This window comes from Ideonella margarita, from assembly GCF_038066635.1.
Taxonomy (GTDB): domain Bacteria; phylum Pseudomonadota; class Gammaproteobacteria; order Burkholderiales; family Burkholderiaceae_C; genus Ideonella; species Ideonella margarita.
Genome location: NZ_JBBUTI010000004.1, coordinates 45,519 through 62,320 on the forward strand (window position 1 = coordinate 45,519; position 16,802 = coordinate 62,320).

General features: G+C 64.4%; 15 protein-coding genes. 14 read left to right on the forward strand and 1 reads right to left on the reverse strand.

Going from position 1 to position 16,802, the window contains the following annotated elements:
* Positions 1-5: 5 nt before the first annotated feature.
* The 3 genes from carB (at position 6) to AACH00_RS05590 (ending at position 4,342) form a co-directional block, all read left to right on the forward strand.
* Positions 6-3,260 carry a carbamoyl-phosphate synthase large subunit gene (gene carB / locus AACH00_RS05580; RefSeq protein WP_341398099.1) on the forward strand — a complete coding sequence of 1,085 codons (3,255 nt, stop codon included), beginning with the start codon at positions 6-8 and terminating at the stop codon, positions 3,258-3,260.
* Between the two features lie 141 nt (positions 3,261-3,401).
* Positions 3,402-3,878: a transcription elongation factor GreA gene (gene greA / locus AACH00_RS05585; protein WP_341398100.1), complete on the forward strand. Its 477-nt coding sequence runs from the start codon at positions 3,402-3,404 to the stop codon at positions 3,876-3,878.
* 5 nt (positions 3,879-3,883) lie between these two features.
* Positions 3,884-4,342, forward strand: a complete 459-nt coding sequence (locus AACH00_RS05590) for a DUF4149 domain-containing protein (protein WP_341398101.1) — start codon at positions 3,884-3,886, stop codon at positions 4,340-4,342.
* Between the two features lie 87 nt (positions 4,343-4,429).
* Here the strand turns inward: AACH00_RS05590 and AACH00_RS05595 are convergent, their stop codons facing one another.
* The gene (locus AACH00_RS05595; protein ID WP_341398102.1) at positions 4,430-4,903 is read right to left on the reverse strand and encodes a YhbY family RNA-binding protein; all 474 of its coding nucleotides are present in this window, start codon (positions 4,901-4,903) and stop codon (positions 4,430-4,432) included.
* Between the two features lie 20 nt (positions 4,904-4,923).
* Here AACH00_RS05595 and AACH00_RS05600 point away from each other — a divergent pair, with 20 nt between their 5' ends.
* From AACH00_RS05600 to phoR, 11 genes are all read left to right on the forward strand, one after another.
* Positions 4,924-5,598: an RlmE family RNA methyltransferase gene (locus tag AACH00_RS05600; RefSeq protein WP_341398103.1), complete on the forward strand. Its 675-nt coding sequence runs from the start codon at positions 4,924-4,926 to the stop codon at positions 5,596-5,598.
* Between the two features lie 156 nt (positions 5,599-5,754).
* Positions 5,755-7,659 carry an ATP-dependent zinc metalloprotease FtsH gene (ftsH, locus tag AACH00_RS05605; protein WP_341398104.1) on the forward strand — a complete coding sequence of 635 codons (1,905 nt, stop codon included), beginning with the start codon at positions 5,755-5,757 and terminating at the stop codon, positions 7,657-7,659.
* 174 nt (positions 7,660-7,833) lie between these two features.
* On the forward strand, positions 7,834-8,616 hold the full coding sequence (folP, locus tag AACH00_RS05610; RefSeq protein WP_341398105.1) for a dihydropteroate synthase: 783 nt from the start codon (positions 7,834-7,836) through the stop codon (positions 8,614-8,616).
* Positions 8,617-8,646: 30 nt separating this feature from the next.
* Positions 8,647-9,987, forward strand: coding sequence for a phosphoglucosamine mutase (glmM, locus tag AACH00_RS05615; protein ID WP_341398107.1), 1,341 nt, complete (start codon positions 8,647-8,649; stop codon positions 9,985-9,987).
* A 156-nt stretch (positions 9,988-10,143) separates the two neighbouring features.
* On the forward strand, positions 10,144-11,181 hold the full coding sequence (pstS, locus tag AACH00_RS05620) for a phosphate ABC transporter substrate-binding protein PstS (RefSeq protein ID WP_341398108.1): 1,038 nt from the start codon (positions 10,144-10,146) through the stop codon (positions 11,179-11,181).
* 106 nt (positions 11,182-11,287) lie between these two features.
* Positions 11,288-12,298, forward strand: a complete 1,011-nt coding sequence (pstC, locus tag AACH00_RS05625; RefSeq protein WP_341398109.1) for a phosphate ABC transporter permease PstC — start codon at positions 11,288-11,290, stop codon at positions 12,296-12,298.
* Positions 12,295-13,161 carry a phosphate ABC transporter permease PstA gene (gene pstA, locus AACH00_RS05630; protein WP_341398110.1) on the forward strand — a complete coding sequence of 289 codons (867 nt, stop codon included), beginning with the start codon at positions 12,295-12,297 and terminating at the stop codon, positions 13,159-13,161. The genes pstC and pstA overlap by 4 nt, the downstream gene beginning before the upstream one ends.
* Positions 13,162-13,182: 21 nt before the next feature.
* Positions 13,183-13,968, forward strand: a complete 786-nt coding sequence (gene pstB, locus AACH00_RS05635; RefSeq protein WP_341398111.1) for a phosphate ABC transporter ATP-binding protein PstB — start codon at positions 13,183-13,185, stop codon at positions 13,966-13,968.
* 16 nt (positions 13,969-13,984) lie between these two features.
* Positions 13,985-14,701, forward strand: coding sequence for a phosphate signaling complex protein PhoU (gene phoU / locus AACH00_RS05640; RefSeq protein WP_341398112.1), 717 nt, complete (start codon positions 13,985-13,987; stop codon positions 14,699-14,701).
* A gap of 21 nt (positions 14,702-14,722) precedes the next feature.
* A complete protein-coding gene (gene phoB, locus AACH00_RS05645) occupies positions 14,723-15,424 on the forward strand; it encodes a phosphate regulon transcriptional regulator PhoB (protein ID WP_341398113.1) in 702 nt (233 codons plus the stop codon).
* Complete coding sequence (gene phoR / locus AACH00_RS05650; RefSeq protein WP_341398114.1) at positions 15,424-16,791, forward strand: phosphate regulon sensor histidine kinase PhoR; 1,368 nt, start codon at positions 15,424-15,426, stop codon at positions 16,789-16,791. Before phoB ends, phoR begins: the two co-directional genes overlap by 1 nt.
* The last annotated feature ends 11 nt before the right edge of the window (positions 16,792-16,802 follow it).

The window sequence follows — 16,802 nt, forward strand, 5'->3', positions numbered from 1 at the left end:
AGACCATGCCTAAGCGTTCCGACCTCAAAAGCATCCTGATCATTGGCGCCGGCCCGATCATCATCGGCCAGGCCTGCGAGTTTGATTACTCGGGCGCCCAGGCCTGCAAGGCGCTGCGTGAAGAGGGTTACCGCGTCATCCTGGTGAACAGCAACCCTGCCACCATCATGACCGACCCGGACACGGCCGACGTCACCTACATCGAGCCCATCACCTGGCAGGTGGTCGAGAAGATCATCGCCAAGGAGCGCCCGGATGCGGTGCTGCCGACCATGGGTGGTCAGACCGCGCTGAACTGTGCGCTTGATCTGCACAAGCATGGCGTGCTGGCCAAGTACAACGTCGAGATGATCGGCGCGAACGAGCACGCCATCGAGAAGGCTGAAGACCGCCTGAAGTTCAAGGATGCGATGACCAAGATCGGTCTCGGCTCCGCGAAGTCGGGCATCGCCCACTCGATGGAAGAGGCCTGGGCAGTCCAGAAGAGCATCCTGGCCGAGATCGGCGGCTCCGGCTTCCCGATGGTGATCCGCCCCAGCTTCACGCTCGGCGGCACGGGTGGCGGCATCGCCTACAACCCGGAAGAGTTCGAAGAGATCTGCAAGCGTGGTCTGGACCTTTCGCCGACCAAGGAACTGCTGATCGAAGAATCGCTGATCGGCTGGAAAGAGTACGAGATGGAAGTGGTTCGCGACAAGGCGGACAACTGCATCATCGTCTGCTCGATCGAGAACCTGGACCCGATGGGCATCCACACCGGTGACTCCATCACCGTGGCCCCGGCCCAGACGCTGACCGACAAGGAATACCAGCTGCTGCGCAACGCCTCGATCGCCATCCTGCGCGAAATCGGCGTGGACACCGGCGGCTCGAACGTGCAGTTCTCGATCAACCCGCGCGACGGCCGCATGGTGGTCATCGAGATGAACCCGCGCGTGTCTCGCTCGTCGGCGCTGGCCTCCAAGGCCACCGGCTTCCCGATCGCCAAGATCGCTGCCAAGCTGGCCGTGGGCTACACCCTGGACGAGCTGCGCAACGACATCACTGGTGGCGTGACCCCGGCGTCGTTCGAGCCGTCGATCGACTACGTCGTCACCAAGATCCCGCGTTTCGCCTTCGAGAAGTTCCCGGCCGCTGATTCGCACCTGACCACCCAGATGAAGTCGGTGGGCGAGGTGATGGCCATGGGCCGCACCTTCCAGGAATCGTTCCAGAAGGCCCTGCGCGGCCTGGAAACCGGCATCGACGGCCTGAGCGAGCGCTCGACCGACCGCGAAGAGATCGTCGAGGAAATCGGCGAGGCCGGCCCGGAGCGCATCCTGTACGTGGGCGACGCCTTCCGCATCGGCATGACCCTGGAAGAGATCTTCGAGGAAACGGCGATCGACCCCTGGTTCCTGGCCCAGATCGAGCAGATCATCCAGGCCGAACAAGCCCTGGGCGGCCGCACGCTGGAAAGCCTGTCGAAGGCCGAGCTGTACTTCCTCAAGCGCAAGGGCTTCTCCGACCGCCGCCTGGCCAAGCTGCTGGGCACCAACCAGCATGAAGTGCGCGCCAAGCGCCACGCGCTGGGTGTGCGTCCGGTCTACAAGCGTGTCGACACCTGCGCGGCCGAGTTCGCCACGCAGACGGCCTACATGTATTCCACGTACGACGAGGAATGCGAAGCCGAGCCGACCAACAAGAAGAAGATCATGGTGCTGGGCGGTGGCCCGAACCGCATCGGCCAGGGCATCGAGTTCGACTACTGCTGCGTCCATGCTGCCCTCGCCATGCGCGAAGACGGCTACGAGACCATCATGGTCAACTGCAACCCGGAAACCGTCTCCACCGACTACGACACCTCCGACCGCCTGTACTTCGAGCCGGTGACGCTGGAAGACGTGCTGGAAATCGTGGCCAAGGAACAGCCGGTTGGCGTGATCGTGCAGTACGGCGGCCAGACCCCGTTGAAGCTCGCGCTTGATCTGGAACGTGCCGGCGTGCCCATCATCGGCACCACGCCAGACAGCATCGACGTGGCTGAAGACCGCGAGCGCTTCCAGCAGCTGCTGCACACGCTCGGCCTGAAGCAGCCGCCGAACCGCACGGCCCGCACCGAGGAAGCCGCGCTGAAGCTGGCCCAGGAAATCGGCTACCCGCTGGTGGTGCGCCCGAGCTACGTGCTGGGCGGCCGCGCGATGGAAATCGTGCACGGCGACAAGGACCTGGAACGCTACATGCGCGAAGCCGTCCGCGTCTCGGAAAAGTCACCGGTGCTGCTGGACCGCTTCCTCGATGACGCCATCGAAGTGGACGTCGACTGCATCAGCGACGGCGTCGACGTCATGATCGGCGGCATCATGGAACACATCGAACAGGCTGGCGTGCACTCGGGCGACTCCGCCTGCTCGCTGCCGCCGTATTCGCTGTCCAAGTCGCTGCAAGACGAATTGCGCCGCCAGACCGCCGAGATGGCCAAGGCCCTGAAGGTCATCGGCCTGATGAACGTGCAGTTCGCCATCCAGGGCGAAGGCGATGACGCCATCGTCTACGTGCTGGAAGTGAACCCGCGTGCCTCGCGCACCGTGCCGTTCGTCTCCAAGGCCACCGGCCAGCCGCTGGCCAAGATTGCAGCCCGCTGCATGGCTGGCCAGAAGCTGGTGGACCAGCGCGGCAAGGACGGCCAGGTGCCCCATGAGGTCATTCCGCCGTACTTCAGCGTCAAGGAAGCCGTGTTCCCGTTCAACAAGTTCCCGGGCGTCGACCCGATTCTTGGCCCGGAAATGCGCTCCACCGGCGAGGTGATGGGCGTGGCCTACAGCTTCGGCGAAGCCATGCTGAAGAGCCAGCTGGGTGCGGGCTCGCGCCTGCCCGAGCAGGGCACGGTCGTCATCACCGTGAAGAACAACGACAAGGACCGCGCGGTGAAGATCGCCAGCGAACTGGTCGATCTGGGCTTCAACGTGGTGGCCACCAAGGGCACGGCTGCGGCCATCGCCGAAGCCGGCGTGCCGGTGAAGGTGGTGAACAAGGTCAAGGACGGTCGTCCGCACATCGCCGACCTGATCAAGGCCGGCGACATCCAGCTGGTGTTCACCACGGTGGATGAAACGCGCACGGCCATCGCTGATTCGCGCTACATCCGCACGGCAGCCCTGGCCAACCGTGTGACCTACTACACCACGATGGCCGGCTGCGAAGCCGCGACCGAAGCCCTGAAGCACCAGGACGATCTGCAGGTCCTGTCGCTGCAGGAACTCCACAAGGCGCTGGGCTGAGACGTGCCGGCATGAGGGTCACGCTGGAGGCCTGATTCCTCTGATCTGCACTACACTGCCGCCATCAGCGCTCCGCCGCCCATGCGGTCCTTCCGGACCGGTGGCGGCGGTTTGCATTTTGAGTCACGTGATCCATTCCCCATGAGCACCATTCCCATCACCAAGCGCGGCGCTGAAAAGCTCAAGGACGAGCTGCATCGTCTGAAGACCGTCGAGCGGCATGCCGTGATCCAGGCGATTGCCGAAGCGCGCGCTCAGGGCGACCTGTCTGAAAACGCCGAGTACGACGCCGCCAAGGACAAGCAGGGCTTCATTGAAGGCCGCATCCTCGAGATCGAAGGCAAGCTGGCTGCCGCCCAGATCATCGACCCGAGCACGCTGGACGCCGGTGGTCGCGTGGTGTTTGGCGCCACGCTCGATCTGGAAGATGAAGACACCGGTGCCAAGGTCACCTACCAGATCGTCGGTGACGACGAGGCGGACCTGAAGCTGGGCCTGATTTCCATCAGCTCGCCCATCGCCCGCGCCCTGATCGGCAAGGTTGAAGGTGACGTCGCCGAAGTGCGCGCACCCGGTGGCCTGCGCCACTACGAAGTGGTGACGGTTCGCTACCTCTGACACGCATGTCGACCTGGCACGACACCGTTCGACGCCTGACCCCGCCCGTGTGGGCCGGGGTGCTGTTGTGCATCGCCTTTCTGGCCACGCCGGCGCCTTTCGCCACCTTGGCCAGCGCAGATGCCGGACGGGTGGTTGGCCACATGTTTGCCCGTGAGGCGCCACTCAGCCTGTTGCTGGCTGTTGTGGTGCTGATGCTGGAGCGGCGTCGCACTCTGGCCGAGCCCGATGGCGACGTGGCGAGCCCGTTCACCGCCCCTGTGATGCTGTCGCTGCTGACGCTGGCGTGCACGGTGGTTGGTTATTACGCCTTGCAGCCCTTGATGGCGCAGGCGCGCCTCGGGCAGGGGGCGCTGAGCTTCGGCCAGTTGCATGCCATCAGCCTGGGCTTGTTCGGCGTGAAGATGCTGGCCGTGTGCTGGCTCGCCGTGCTGGCTGTGCGTCCCTCAGGCAGGTCACGCTGACACCTGCGGCCGGTGCTACACGGCCGGACGAAAAAAAGCGCCCGGGTGGGCGCTTGGGTGATGCTCAGCGGCGGAGAGCGCCAGGGCTCAGCGGCTCTGGGCCTTCTTCTTGACGCTGGTCGCGCGCACCCGGGTGCGCTTGATCTGGCCACCGACAGTCACCCGTTGGTTGCCGTGCACCGTGACCGTCTTGACGGTGGGGCGCGGGCTGCCCTTGGCAAAGGTCACCAGCTTCACGGAGCGTGAGCCGGGCTTGCGCTCGGGGTTTTCAGCTTTTTCCTTCGGCGGCATGGGCCGCCAGAGCACCAGCAGCTTGCCAATGTGCTGGATCGGCGCAGCATCAAGCTGGTCGGCCAGCGTGACCAGCATCGCTTCGCGGGCGACGCGGTCATCGGAGAAAACGCGGATCTTGATCAAGCCGTGCGCTTTGAGTGCGGCATCGGTTTCCTTGATGATGGCGGGGGTCAGTCCCTCGGACCCGATCATGACGACCGGATCGAGGTGGTGGGCGTCGCCGCGCTTATCTTTGCGTTCGGCAGGCGTGAGTTGTATCGCAGACATCCTCGTATTATCCCCTCAACATGAAAATCGACACAAAAAGCAAGAAGGTCAACAAGGCATGGATGCACGACCATGTCACAGACCCCTGGGTGCGTCTGGCGCAAAAGGAAGGTTACCGGGCCCGCGCCGCGTTCAAACTCAAGGAGATTGACGAGGCATTCAACCTGTTCCGGCCTGGCCAGGTGGTGGTCGACCTGGGTGCCAGCCCCGGCGCCTGGAGCCAGTATCTCCGACGTCGGTTTGCGCCCAAGGTGGCGGGTGTAGGCGGTGCCGCCACGGGCCAGCTCGATGGCACCATCATCGCCCTTGACCTGCTGGATTTCGCGCCGATCGACGGTGTGACCTTCATCCAGGGCGATTTTGGCGAGGACGCCGTCTTGACTCAGCTCGAAACAGAACTGGCCGGCCGGCCTGTCGACGTGGTGGTGTCCGACATGGCGCCGAACCTGTCCGGCGTGGCCAGCACCGACGCTGCGCGCATCCAGAACCTGATCGAGCTGGCCATCGACTTCGCCTCCAACCACCTCAAGCCCGAGGGTGCGCTGGTTGCCAAGATCTTTCATGGCGGCGCCTATGAGCCCTGCGTGGCCTTGTTCAAGAGCACGTTCCGGGTCGTCAAGACGTTCAAGCCGAAGTCCTCGAGGGATCGTTCGTCTGAAACCTTTTTGATCGGGCTGGGTCTCAAGAAGCGCTGAGACTGAGGCTTGACCTGTGAAAGTTGACTCTGCACAGGGGCCAGTTCCGGGCATCGCGGGGGCTTGACTCGTCTAGAATCGCCCCCATATGCGGTGTATCGATGCACAGAAGTTTCTGTCTGCGTCAGCGTACATGGATCAATTGAAGGAGCCGCGGTGAACAATCAGTGGATGTCGAAGATCGCCGTATGGGGGGTGATCCTTTTTGTGTTGTTCACTGTGTTCAAGCAGTTTGACAAGACATCGGTGCCGGCTGGCCAGATCGGCTATTCCGAATTCCTCGACGAAGTGCGCAACCGGCGCATCAAGAGCGTCGTGATCCAGGAAGGTGCCGGCAGCATTGAAATTGCCGCCACCACCACCGACGACCGGAAGATCCGCACCACGGGCACGATGCTTGACCGTGGCCTGTCGGGCGACCTGATCAACAGCGGCGTGAAGTTCGAAGTGCGCCCCCGTGAAGAGCAGGGCCTGCTGACGAGCCTGCTGCTGTCGTGGGGCCCGATGCTGCTGCTGGTCGGCGTGTGGATCTACTTCATGCGCCAGATGCAGGGCGGCGGCAAGGGCGGTGCGTTCAGCTTTGGCAAGTCCAAGGCCCGCATGCTCGACGAAGCCAACAACGCCACCACCTTCGCTGACGTCGCCGGCTGCGACGAAGCCAAGGAAGAGGTGAAGGAGCTCGTCGACTTCCTGAAAGACCCGCAGAAGTTCCAGAAGCTGGGCGGTCGCATTCCGCGTGGCGTGCTGCTGGTTGGCCCTCCGGGCACTGGCAAGACCCTGCTGGCCAAGGCCATCGCCGGTGAAGCCAAGGTGCCGTTCTTCAGCATCTCGGGCTCTGACTTCGTTGAAATGTTTGTGGGCGTGGGTGCAGCCCGTGTCCGCGACATGTTCGAGCAAGCCAAGAAGAGTGCGCCGTGCATCATCTTCGTTGACGAAATCGACGCGGTGGGTCGCCACCGTGGCGCTGGCCTGGGCGGCGGCAACGACGAGCGCGAGCAGACCCTCAACCAGATGCTGGTCGAGATGGACGGCTTCGAAACCAACCTCGGCGTGATCGTCATGGCGGCCACCAACCGTCCGGACATTCTCGACCCCGCGCTGCTGCGCCCGGGCCGCTTTGACCGCCAGGTTTACGTGACGCTGCCGGACGTGCGCGGCCGTGAGCAGATCCTGAATGTGCACATGCGCAAGGTGCCGGTCGGACAAGACATCCGTGCTGACATCCTGGCCCGCGGCACGCCTGGTTTCTCCGGTGCCGATCTGGCCAACCTGGTCAACGAAGCTGCCCTGTTCGCCGCCCGCCGCAATGGCCGGGTGGTGGAGATGGTCGACTTCGAGAAGGCCAAGGACAAGATCATGATGGGCCCTGAACGCAAGTCCATGGTCATGCCCGAGGAAGAGCGCCGCAATACGGCCTACCACGAAGCAGGCCATGCGCTGGTGGCGCGTCTGATGCCCAAGACCGATCCGGTCCACAAGGTGACGGTCATTCCGCGTGGTCGCGCCCTGGGTGTGACGATGCAGCTGCCTGAAGGCGACCGCTACAGCATGGACAAGGAGCGCATGCTCTCGACCATCTCGGTGCTGTTCGGTGGCCGAATCGCCGAAGAGGTGTTCATGCATCAGATGACCACCGGTGCCTCGAATGACTTCGAGCGTGCCACGGCCATCGCCCGCGACATGGTCACGCGTTACGGCATGACGGACGAGCTGGGCCCGATGGTCTACGCCGAAAACGAAGGTGAAGTCTTCCTGGGCCGCTCGGTGACCAAGACCACCAGCATGTCTGAAGAGACGATGCGCAAGGTCGATTCGGTCATCCGCCGCATCATCGATGAGCAGTATTCGATTGCCCGCAAGCACATCGAAGACAACCAGGACAAGATGCACGCGATGGCCAAGGCCTTGCTGGAATGGGAAACCATCGACGGCGAGCAGATCGAGGACATCATGAATGGCAAGCCGCCGCGGCCGCCGAAGGACTGGACGCCGTCCAGCAACAAGGGCGGTGGCGGCCCGACCCCGCCGGTCAACCCGGAAAGCGCACCGGCAGCCGCCTGACGCTGCACAACCATACTCGGGCGAGCTCAATCGCCTGCGACGGGGCCGAGAGGCCCCGTTCCTCATTCCCGGCTTGCCCTTGCTGGCGGCCCTGTTCCCACAGCCGTTGAAGCATTCATGGGCTCTTGTTGGCAAACCAGCCGATTCCGCATTGACTTGACCCGTCCGCAGGTCATGGGGATCGTCAACACCACACCCGATTCGTTTTCGGACGGCGGCTTGCACTTCAGCGCACGCTCAGCCATCGAGGCCTGTGACCGCATGGTCGCCGAGGGCGTGGACATTCTGGACATCGGTGGCGAATCCACCCGGCCTGGTTCCTTGCCGCCGGCTGTGGAGGACGAGCTCGCTCGGGTGTTGCCGGTGGTTCGTCATGCTGTCACCCTCGGCGTGCCTGTGTCGGTCGATACCAGCCGCCCCGAGGTGATCAGCGCGGCGCTGGAGGCTGGCGCCGACATCATCAACGACGTGCGCGCCTTGCAGTGGCCCGGTGCCCTGCAGGCAGTGTCAGCGCACGCCAGCTGTGGCGTGTGCCTGATGCACATGCAAGGTCAGCCCGACACCATGCAGGTGGCGCCGGCCTACGCTGATGTGTTGGGTGAGGTGCAGCACTTCCTGGCTGCGCAGCTGGCCCGCGCCGCCGCGGCCGGCATCGCACTCGAGCGCATCACGCTGGACCCGGGCTACGGCTTCGGCAAATCGCTCGACCACAATCTCACCTTGTTCAGCGCCCAGGCGCAGTTGCAGTCGCTGGGCCGGCCCTTGCTGGTCGGCTGGTCACGCAAGGGCGCCCTGGGCCAGGTCACTGGCCGCCCCGCGGGTGAGCGCATGGTGGCCAGCGTGGCTGCAGCCTTGGCAGCGATTCAGCTCGGCGCGCGCATCGTGCGGGTGCACGACGTGGCCGCTACCGTGGACGCGGTCAAAGTCTGGCAGGCCGCCGGACTGGGGCAGGCCTGAGCGCCGACCGTTCAAATTCAGGAGGACAACATGAAAAGACAATATTTCGGTACCGATGGCATTCGTGGCACGGTGGGGCAGGGCGCCATCACCGCCGATTTCATGCTGCGCATCGGACATGCGGTGGGCCGGGTGCTCCAGCAGCGCCAGTCCGGGCGTGTGCCCACGGTCTTGATCGGCAAGGACACCCGCATCTCGGGCTACATGCTGGAATCTGCGCTGGAGGCTGGTTTCGCCTCTGCCGGCGTGAACGTGCTGTTGACCGGCCCGCTGCCGACGCCGGGTGTGGCTTACCTTACCCGCGCGTTGCGCCTTGATCTGGGGGTGGTGATCAGTGCGTCGCACAACGCCTACCCTGACAACGGCATCAAGTTCTTCTCGGCCAAGGGCGAAAAGCTGCCGGACGCCTGGGAAGAGGCGGTCGAAGCGGAGCTGACCAAGCCGCCCGAGTGGGTAGATTCAGCACGGCTGGGTCGGGCGCGTCGATTGACCGACGCCCAGGGCCGCTACATCGAGTTCTGCAAGAGCACGGTCTCGGGCGAGCTGACGCTGAAGGGCCTGAAAGTGGTGGTGGATGCCGCCCATGGCGCCGCCTACCAGGTCGCGCCGGCGGTCTTTCACGAGCTGGGCGCCGAGGTGGTCGCCATTGGCAATGCGCCGAATGGCACGAACATCAACGCCGGTTTTGGCGCCACGTCGCCACAGGCGCTGGTGGATGCCGTGCGGGCCAACAACGCTGCCGTGGGCGTCGCACTCGATGGTGACGCCGATCGTTTGCAGCTGGTGGACAACACCGGGCGCCTGTTCAACGGCGATGAGCTGCTGTATGTGATGGCCATGGACCGCCGCGCCCAGGGCGAGGCGGTGCCGGGCGTCGTCGGCACGCTGATGACGAACATGGCCGTGGAAGTGGCGCTGGCTGATCAGGGCATCGATCTGGTTCGCGCCAAGGTCGGTGACAGGTATGTGCTGGAAGAGCTGGGTCAGCGTGGCTGGCTGCTGGGCGGCGAAAGCTCCGGCCACCTGCTGGCACTCGACCGCCACAGCACCGGCGACGGCATCGTCAGCGCCCTGCAGGTGCTGCAGGCCGTGCAGCGCAGCGGCAAGAGTTTGGCGGAGCTCCTTCAGGGCGTCACGCTGTTCCCGCAGACCATGATCAACGTCCGCATGGCGCCCGGTACCGATTGGCGCAGCAACGCGCGGCTTGCGGACGAAACCCGTGCCGTCACCGAGGAGCTTGGCCGGACGGGCCGGGTGCTGATCCGTGCTTCCGGCACCGAGCCGGTGCTGCGGGTGATGGTGGAGGCGCAGGACGCCGTGCGCGCCAAGACGCTGGCCGAGCGGCTGGTGGCAGCGGTCAACCAGGGCTGAGCACCCTCAAAGGCTGTCGAATGACTGATTCGTGACAGCCCCGGCCTTCAAGCGACGGGGTTGTCATAGATGTCATAGAGGTGTCACATTACCTTTCTACATTGGTGTCAGTGCAGTCATCTGGCTGTTGTCTCCATACGCAAGAAAGGTTTGACCATGGTTTGCACCGCAGTCCGTTTTTCGTTCAGCGCCGCCCTGATGGCGTTTGCCGTGGGCGCTCAAGCCCAGGATGTGACCGGCGCTGGCGCCACCTTCCCGGCACCGCTCTACGCCAAGTGGGCCGACGGCTACAACAAGGCCACTGGCGCACGCATCAACTACCAATCGGTGGGTTCGGGTGCCGGCATCAAGCAGATCCAGGCGAAGACGGTCGACTTCGGTGCCAGCGACATGCCCCTGAAGGACGAGCAGCTGGCCGCTGACGGCCTGGTGCAGTTCCCCACTGTCATCGGTGGCGTGGTGCCCGTCGTGAACATCAAGGGCATCACCGGTGGCCAGATCAAGCTGACCGGCTCGCTGCTGGCTGACATCTACCTGGGCAAGATCACCAAGTGGAACGATGCCGCTCTGACGGCCCTGAACCCTGGCGTGGCCCTGCCGGACGCCGACATCGCCGTGGTTCGCCGCGCCGATGGTTCGGGCACCAGCTTCATCTTCACGAACTACCTGACCAAGGTCAGCGCTGACTGGAAGTCGAAGGTTGGCGAAGGCACTGCCGTGAACTGGCCGGTGGGCGTGGGCGGCAAGGGCAACGAAGGCGTGTCCGCCTACGTGCAGCGTCTGCCGAACGCGATTGGCTACGTCGAGTACGCCTATGCCAAGCAGAACAAGATGTCGCACGTGCTGCTGAAGAACAAGGACGGCGCCTTCGTGGGCCCGGACGACCTGAACTTCAAGGCTGCCGCTGCCGGCGCCGAGTGGAACAAGACCTTCTACCAGATCCTGACCGAGCAGCCTGGCAAGGAATCCTGGCCCCTGACCGGTGCCACCTTCGTGCTGATGCACAAGTCGCAAGCCAAGGCTGACACCGCCAGCGCCGCGCTGAAGTTCTTCGAGTGGGCGTACCACAACGGCGACAAGACCGCCGCTGATCTGGAATACGTGCCGCTGCCGGACGCCGTCAAGGGCCTGGTGCGCAAGCAGTGGGAAGCGCAGATCAAGGACACCGCTGGCAAGGCCGTCGCCTACAAGTGATCGTCACGCCTCAAGCGTGATGCCCAACAGGCGTCGGTCTGCCCGGAGTTGACGGACCGGCGCCTTTTTGCTTCATCATCGGGAGTCCCCCACAGTGACTGCCACCATGTCTGCCAGCCCTCTGCCCTCCAACGCTTCTTCCGGCCGCACCCTGCCGGCCGGCCAACCCGAAGACCGTCGCCTGACGTCGCCCTGGGCGGACCGCTTGTTCGCGCTCACGGCCAAGGCCGCCGCCTGGCTGACCTTGAGTCTGCTGTTCGGGATTCTGCTGTCGCTCATCTACGGCGCGTCGCCCGCGATCCGTGAATACGGCCTGTCCTTCCTGTGGCGTTCTGACTGGGATCCGGTCAGCAACAGCTACGGCGGTCTGGTCATGATCTACGGCACGCTGATCACCTCGCTGATCGCGCTCGTGATCGCTGTTCCGGTGAGTTTCGGCATCGCCTTCTTCCTCACCGAGCTTTCGCCGAACTGGCTGAAGCGCCCGCTGGGCGTGGCCGTCGAGCTGCTGGCTGCGGTGCCCTCCATCGTCTACGGCATGTGGGGCCTGATGGTGTTCGGTCCGATCCTGGCCACCTATGTGCAGCAGCCGCTGCAGGCTGCGCTCAAGGGCGTGCCGGTGCTGGGTGCCCTGGTGTCGGGTCCGCCGGTGGGCATTGGCCTGCTGTCGGCCGGCATCATCCTGGCCATCATGATCATTCCGTACATCGCCTCGGTGATGCGCGACGTGTTCGAGGTGACCCCGCCGATGCTGAAGGAATCCGCCTACGGCCTGGGTGCCACCACCACGGAAGTCATGTGGCGCGTGGTGCTGCCCTTCACCAAGACCGGTGTGGTGGGCGGTGTGATGCTGGGTCTGGGTCGCGCGCTGGGTGAAACCATGGCCGTCACCTTCGTGATCGGCAACACCAACCAGTTGTATTCGCTCTCCCTGTTCGAGCCGGCCAACAGCATCACGTCTGCGCTGGCCAATGAGTTCGCCGAGGCGGGCGACGGCCTGCATCAGGCCTCGCTGATCTACCTCGGCCTGATCCTGTTTTTCATCACCTTCGTGGTGCTGTCCTTCTCCAAGCTGCTGCTGAGCCGCCTGAAGAAGAGTGAAGGAGCCCGGTCATGAGTCTTGTCACGATGGATGCTGGCCGCCTGGCCATGCACGCACGCCGCAAGCGTGTCAACGCCGTCGCTCTGGTGCTGTCCCTGGCCGCCATGGCCTTCGGGGTGTTCTGGCTGCTGTGGATCCTCTGGGAAACCTTCCGCCTCGGCGTGGGTGGCCTGAGCTGGCAGGTCTTCACCGAGATGACCCCGCCGCCACAGGAAGAGGTCGGTGGCTTGGCCAATGCCATCTACGGCTCGCTGATCATGGTGTCTCTGGCCACCTTCATCGGCACGCCGATCGGCATCATGGCCGGTGTGTATCTGGCTGAGTACGGCCAGCGCACCTGGCTGGGCCGCGTGACCCAGTTCATCAATGACATCCTGCTGTCGGCGCCTTCGATCGTGGTCGGCCTGTTCGTCTACGCCGTGGTGGTGTCGCGCTTCAAGTCGTTCTCCGGCTGGGCTGGTGTGCTGGCCCTGGCGCTGATCGTCATTCCGGTGGTCATCCGCACCACCGAGAACATGCTGGCGCTGGTGCCGAACGCCCTGCGTGAAGCGGCCTATGCGCTGGGCACCCCGAAGTGGAAGGTGATCCTGTCGATCACGCTGAAGTCGGCACGCTCGGGTGTGGTGACGGGTGTGTTGCTGGCCGTGGCCCGCATCGCTGGCGAAACGGCGCCGCTGCTGTTCACCGCGCTGTCCAACCAGTTCTGGTCGACCAACCTGTCGGAGCCGATGTCGAGCCTGCCGGTCACCATCTTCAAGTTTGCGATGAGCCCCTATGAAAACTGGCAGAAGCTCGCCTGGGCAGGCGTGTTCCTGATCACCATGGGTGTGCTCGCACTGAATATCCTCGCGCGGGTCATGTTCCGCAAGCAGAACTGAAATATCAAGGAATCCTGAGCCATGGACGCCAAAGTGAACCTCCCCGTGACCGAGAAATCCAAAATCACGGTGCGCGACCTGAACTTCTATTACGGCAGCTTTCACGCGCTGAAGCACATCAACCTCGACATCCCCGACAAGAAGGTCACCGCCTTCATCGGCCCGTCGGGTTGTGGCAAGTCGACGCTGCTGCGCACCTTCAACCGCATGTTCGAGCTCTACCCCGAGCAGCGCGCTGAAGGCCAGATCCTGGTGGACGGCACCAACGTGCTGGACCGCGGCCTGGACGTGTCGCTGATCCGTGCCAAGGTCGGCATGGTGTTCCAGAAGCCGACGCCGTTCCCGATGTCGATCTACGACAACATCGCCTTCGGCGTGAAGCTGTTCGAGAACCTCTCGCGCGTCGAGATGGACGAGCGCGTTGAATGGGCCTTGAAGAAGGCTGCGCTGTGGAACGAGGTCAAGGACAAGCTCAACCAGAGCGGCTCCGGCCTGTCGGGTGGTCAGCAGCAGCGCCTGTGCATCGCCCGTGGCATCGCCATCAAGCCTGAAGTGCTGCTGCTCGACGAGCCGTGCTCGGCGCTGGACCCGATCTCGACCGGCAAGGTCGAAGAGCTGATCCAGGAACTGAAGAGCGACTACACCGTGGCCATCGTCACCCACAACATGCAGCAGGCAGCTCGGGTCTCCGACTACACCGCCTACATGTACCTGGGCGACCTGATCGAGTTCGGCCCGACGCGCGACCTCTTCATGAAGCCGCAGAAGAAAGAAACCGAAGACTACATCACCGGCCGTTTCGGCTGAGCCAGGGAGCAGATCAATGAGCGACAAGCATTTGTCCACGCAGTTCGACGCCGAACTCAGCGGCGTTTCCACCCGCGTCCTGGAAATGGGCGGCCTGGTGGAGTCCCAGGTGGCCCAGGCGATCTACGCGCTGACCAACTTCAGCGCTGAGACCGCGACCCAGGTCCTGCAGATCGAGGAGCGAGTGAACCAGCTGGAGGTCGAGATCGATGCCGACCTGTCCACCATCATCGCCCGCCGCCAGCCGACGGCGCGTGACCTGCGCCTGCTGATCGCCATCTCCAAGACGATCGGCAACCTCGAGCGCGTGGGCGACGAAGCTGCCCGCATCGCACGCACCGTGCAGCGCCTGATCAACACGGGTGTCTTCAGCCGCCTGCGTCTGCCGGTGGCCGACGTGTCCTTCGAGGCCGACCTGGCCACCGCTTCGCTGCGCAAGGCCCTGGACGCCTTCGCACGTCTGGACACGGTGCAGGCCCTCGACGTCATCAAGGGCGACAACCAGATCGACCAGGAATTCGACGGTCTGATGCGCAAGCTGATCACCTACATGATGGAAGACCCGCGCACCATCTCCGCCAGCATCGACCTCGTGTTCGTGGCCAAGGCCATCGAGCGCGTCGGTGACCATGCCAAGAACCTGGCTGAGCAGATCATCTACATCGTCAAGGGCACCGACGTCCGCCACAACCCGGTTGAGGCTGTCGAGCAGGTTGCTCTGCAGCGCAACTGATCGCCAACCCCGGAGTTCACGATGCCCAATGTGCTTGTGGTGGAAGATGAGTCGGCCATTGCCGAGCTGATCGCCATCAACCTGCGTCACGCCGGTTTCGAGGTGACGCTGGCTGAAACGGCGGACCAGGCTCAGGCCGCCATCGACGCCGTGCTGCCTGATCTGGCGCTGCTCGACTGGATGCTCCCGGGTCAGTCCGGCGTGGCGCTGGCCCGGCGGTGGCGCGGTGAATCGCGCACCCGCGAGCTGCCGATCATCATGCTGACCGCCCGAGCTGACGAGGCTGACAAGGTGGCTGGCCTGGATGCCGGCGCCGATGACTACCTGACCAAGCCGTTCTCCACCCAGGAGCTGCTGGCCCGCATCCGTGCGGTGCTGCGCCGCCGCCTGCCGGAGGCCCTGGACTCGGCAGTGGAAGTGGGCGGCCTGCGCCTTGATCCGTCGACCCGCCGCGTCAGCCGCGCTGGCGTCGACATCAAGCTGGGCCCGACCGAGTTCCGCCTGCTGCATTTCTTCATGACGCACCCCGAGCGCGTGCACAGCCGTGCCCAGTTGCTGGACCGCGTCTGGGGCGACCATGTCTTCATTGAAGAGCGCACGGTGGATGTGCATGTGAAGCGCCTGCGCGAGGCCCTGCTGCCTGCCCAGTGCTCGCACATGATCGAAACCGTTCGTGGTGCGGGCTATCGCCTGACCCAGCAACTCACCGCCTCTGCTGCCTGATGCCGTCGTCAGGTCGCGAGAAGGCCACCATGTTCTGGTTCTGGCCGAGGGTGCTGTTGGCGGCCGTGATGGCCGGCCTGGGCGCCTGGCTGGGCGAGCGCATTGGTTTGCAATGGCGTCTGCCTGAACTGGGTGCCGTTCTGGGTGCCGCCATCGCGGCGCTGCTGCTGGCGGCCCTGGACGGCTGGCGCGGCGGCCTGGTGCTGGGCTGGCTGAGCAGCGAGCCTGACGAGGCCAGTCCGAACCTCAAGGGCTTCTGGGGCGATCTGTCGCTGCGAACGGAACGCGCCTTGCGCTCCCGCGAGAAGCACATGCGTCAGGAGCAGGAGCGTCTTGCCGAGTTCCTGTCGGCGATCGAGGCGTCGCCCAACGGCATCGTGCTGCTGAATGCCCAGGAGCAGATCACCTGGTGCAGCGCGATGGGCGCCGAGCACCTCGGCCTGAACCTGCAGCGCGACCTGATGCAGCGCATCACGAACCTGGTTCGTGCACCGGGGTTCGTTACCCACCTGCATGCCAACCAGTTCGACCATCCTGTGCTGATTCCGCGTCCGGCGGGCCAGGGCTTGTTGTCGGTCACTGTGCGCATGTACGGTGACGGCCTGCGGCTCTTGCTGACCCAGGACGTGACGGCGCGTGAGCGTGCCGAGGCGACGCGCCGCGATTTTGTGGCGAACGTGTCGCATGAGATTCGCACACCTCTGACCGTGCTGTCGGGCTTTGTCGAGACGATGACGCAGTTGCCGCTGTCAGAGTCAGAGCGCCAGCGCGTGCTGACCCTGATGAACCAGCAGACCCGCCGCATGCAGGCGCTGGTGGGCGACTTGCTGGCCTTGGCGCGCCTCGAAGGCAACCCGCGGCCACCGCTTGATCAATGGGTGGCGTGGCAAGGTATCGGCCACGGCGTGGAAGCGGAAGCGCGTCAGTTGTCGGCCGGCCGTCACCAGCTGAGCTTCGACTGGAACGGGCAGTGTGACCTGGCCGTGATCGAGGCGGAGTGGCAAAGCGCCGTCTCCAACCTTGTCAACAACGCTGTGCGCTACACGCCCGAGGGCGGTGCCGTGTCGGTGAATACACATGTCCGTGAGGACGGTGCGCTGCTTGTGAGCGTGCGAGATACCGGGCCGGGCATTGCAGCCGAACACCTGCCACGCCTGACCGAGCGCTTCTACCGGGTCGACGGCAGCCGCTCACGCGACACCGGCGGTACGGGCCTGGGCCTGGCCATCGTGAAGCACGTGGCACAGCGCCATGGGGGCGAGTTGCTGATCACCAGCGAGGTGGGCCGAGGCTCCTGCTTCGCCTTGCTGCTGCCGAGCAGCCGGGTGCGGGTGACAGCGGAATCGGCAGCGCTGGCAGCCGGCTGACCCGGCGAGCG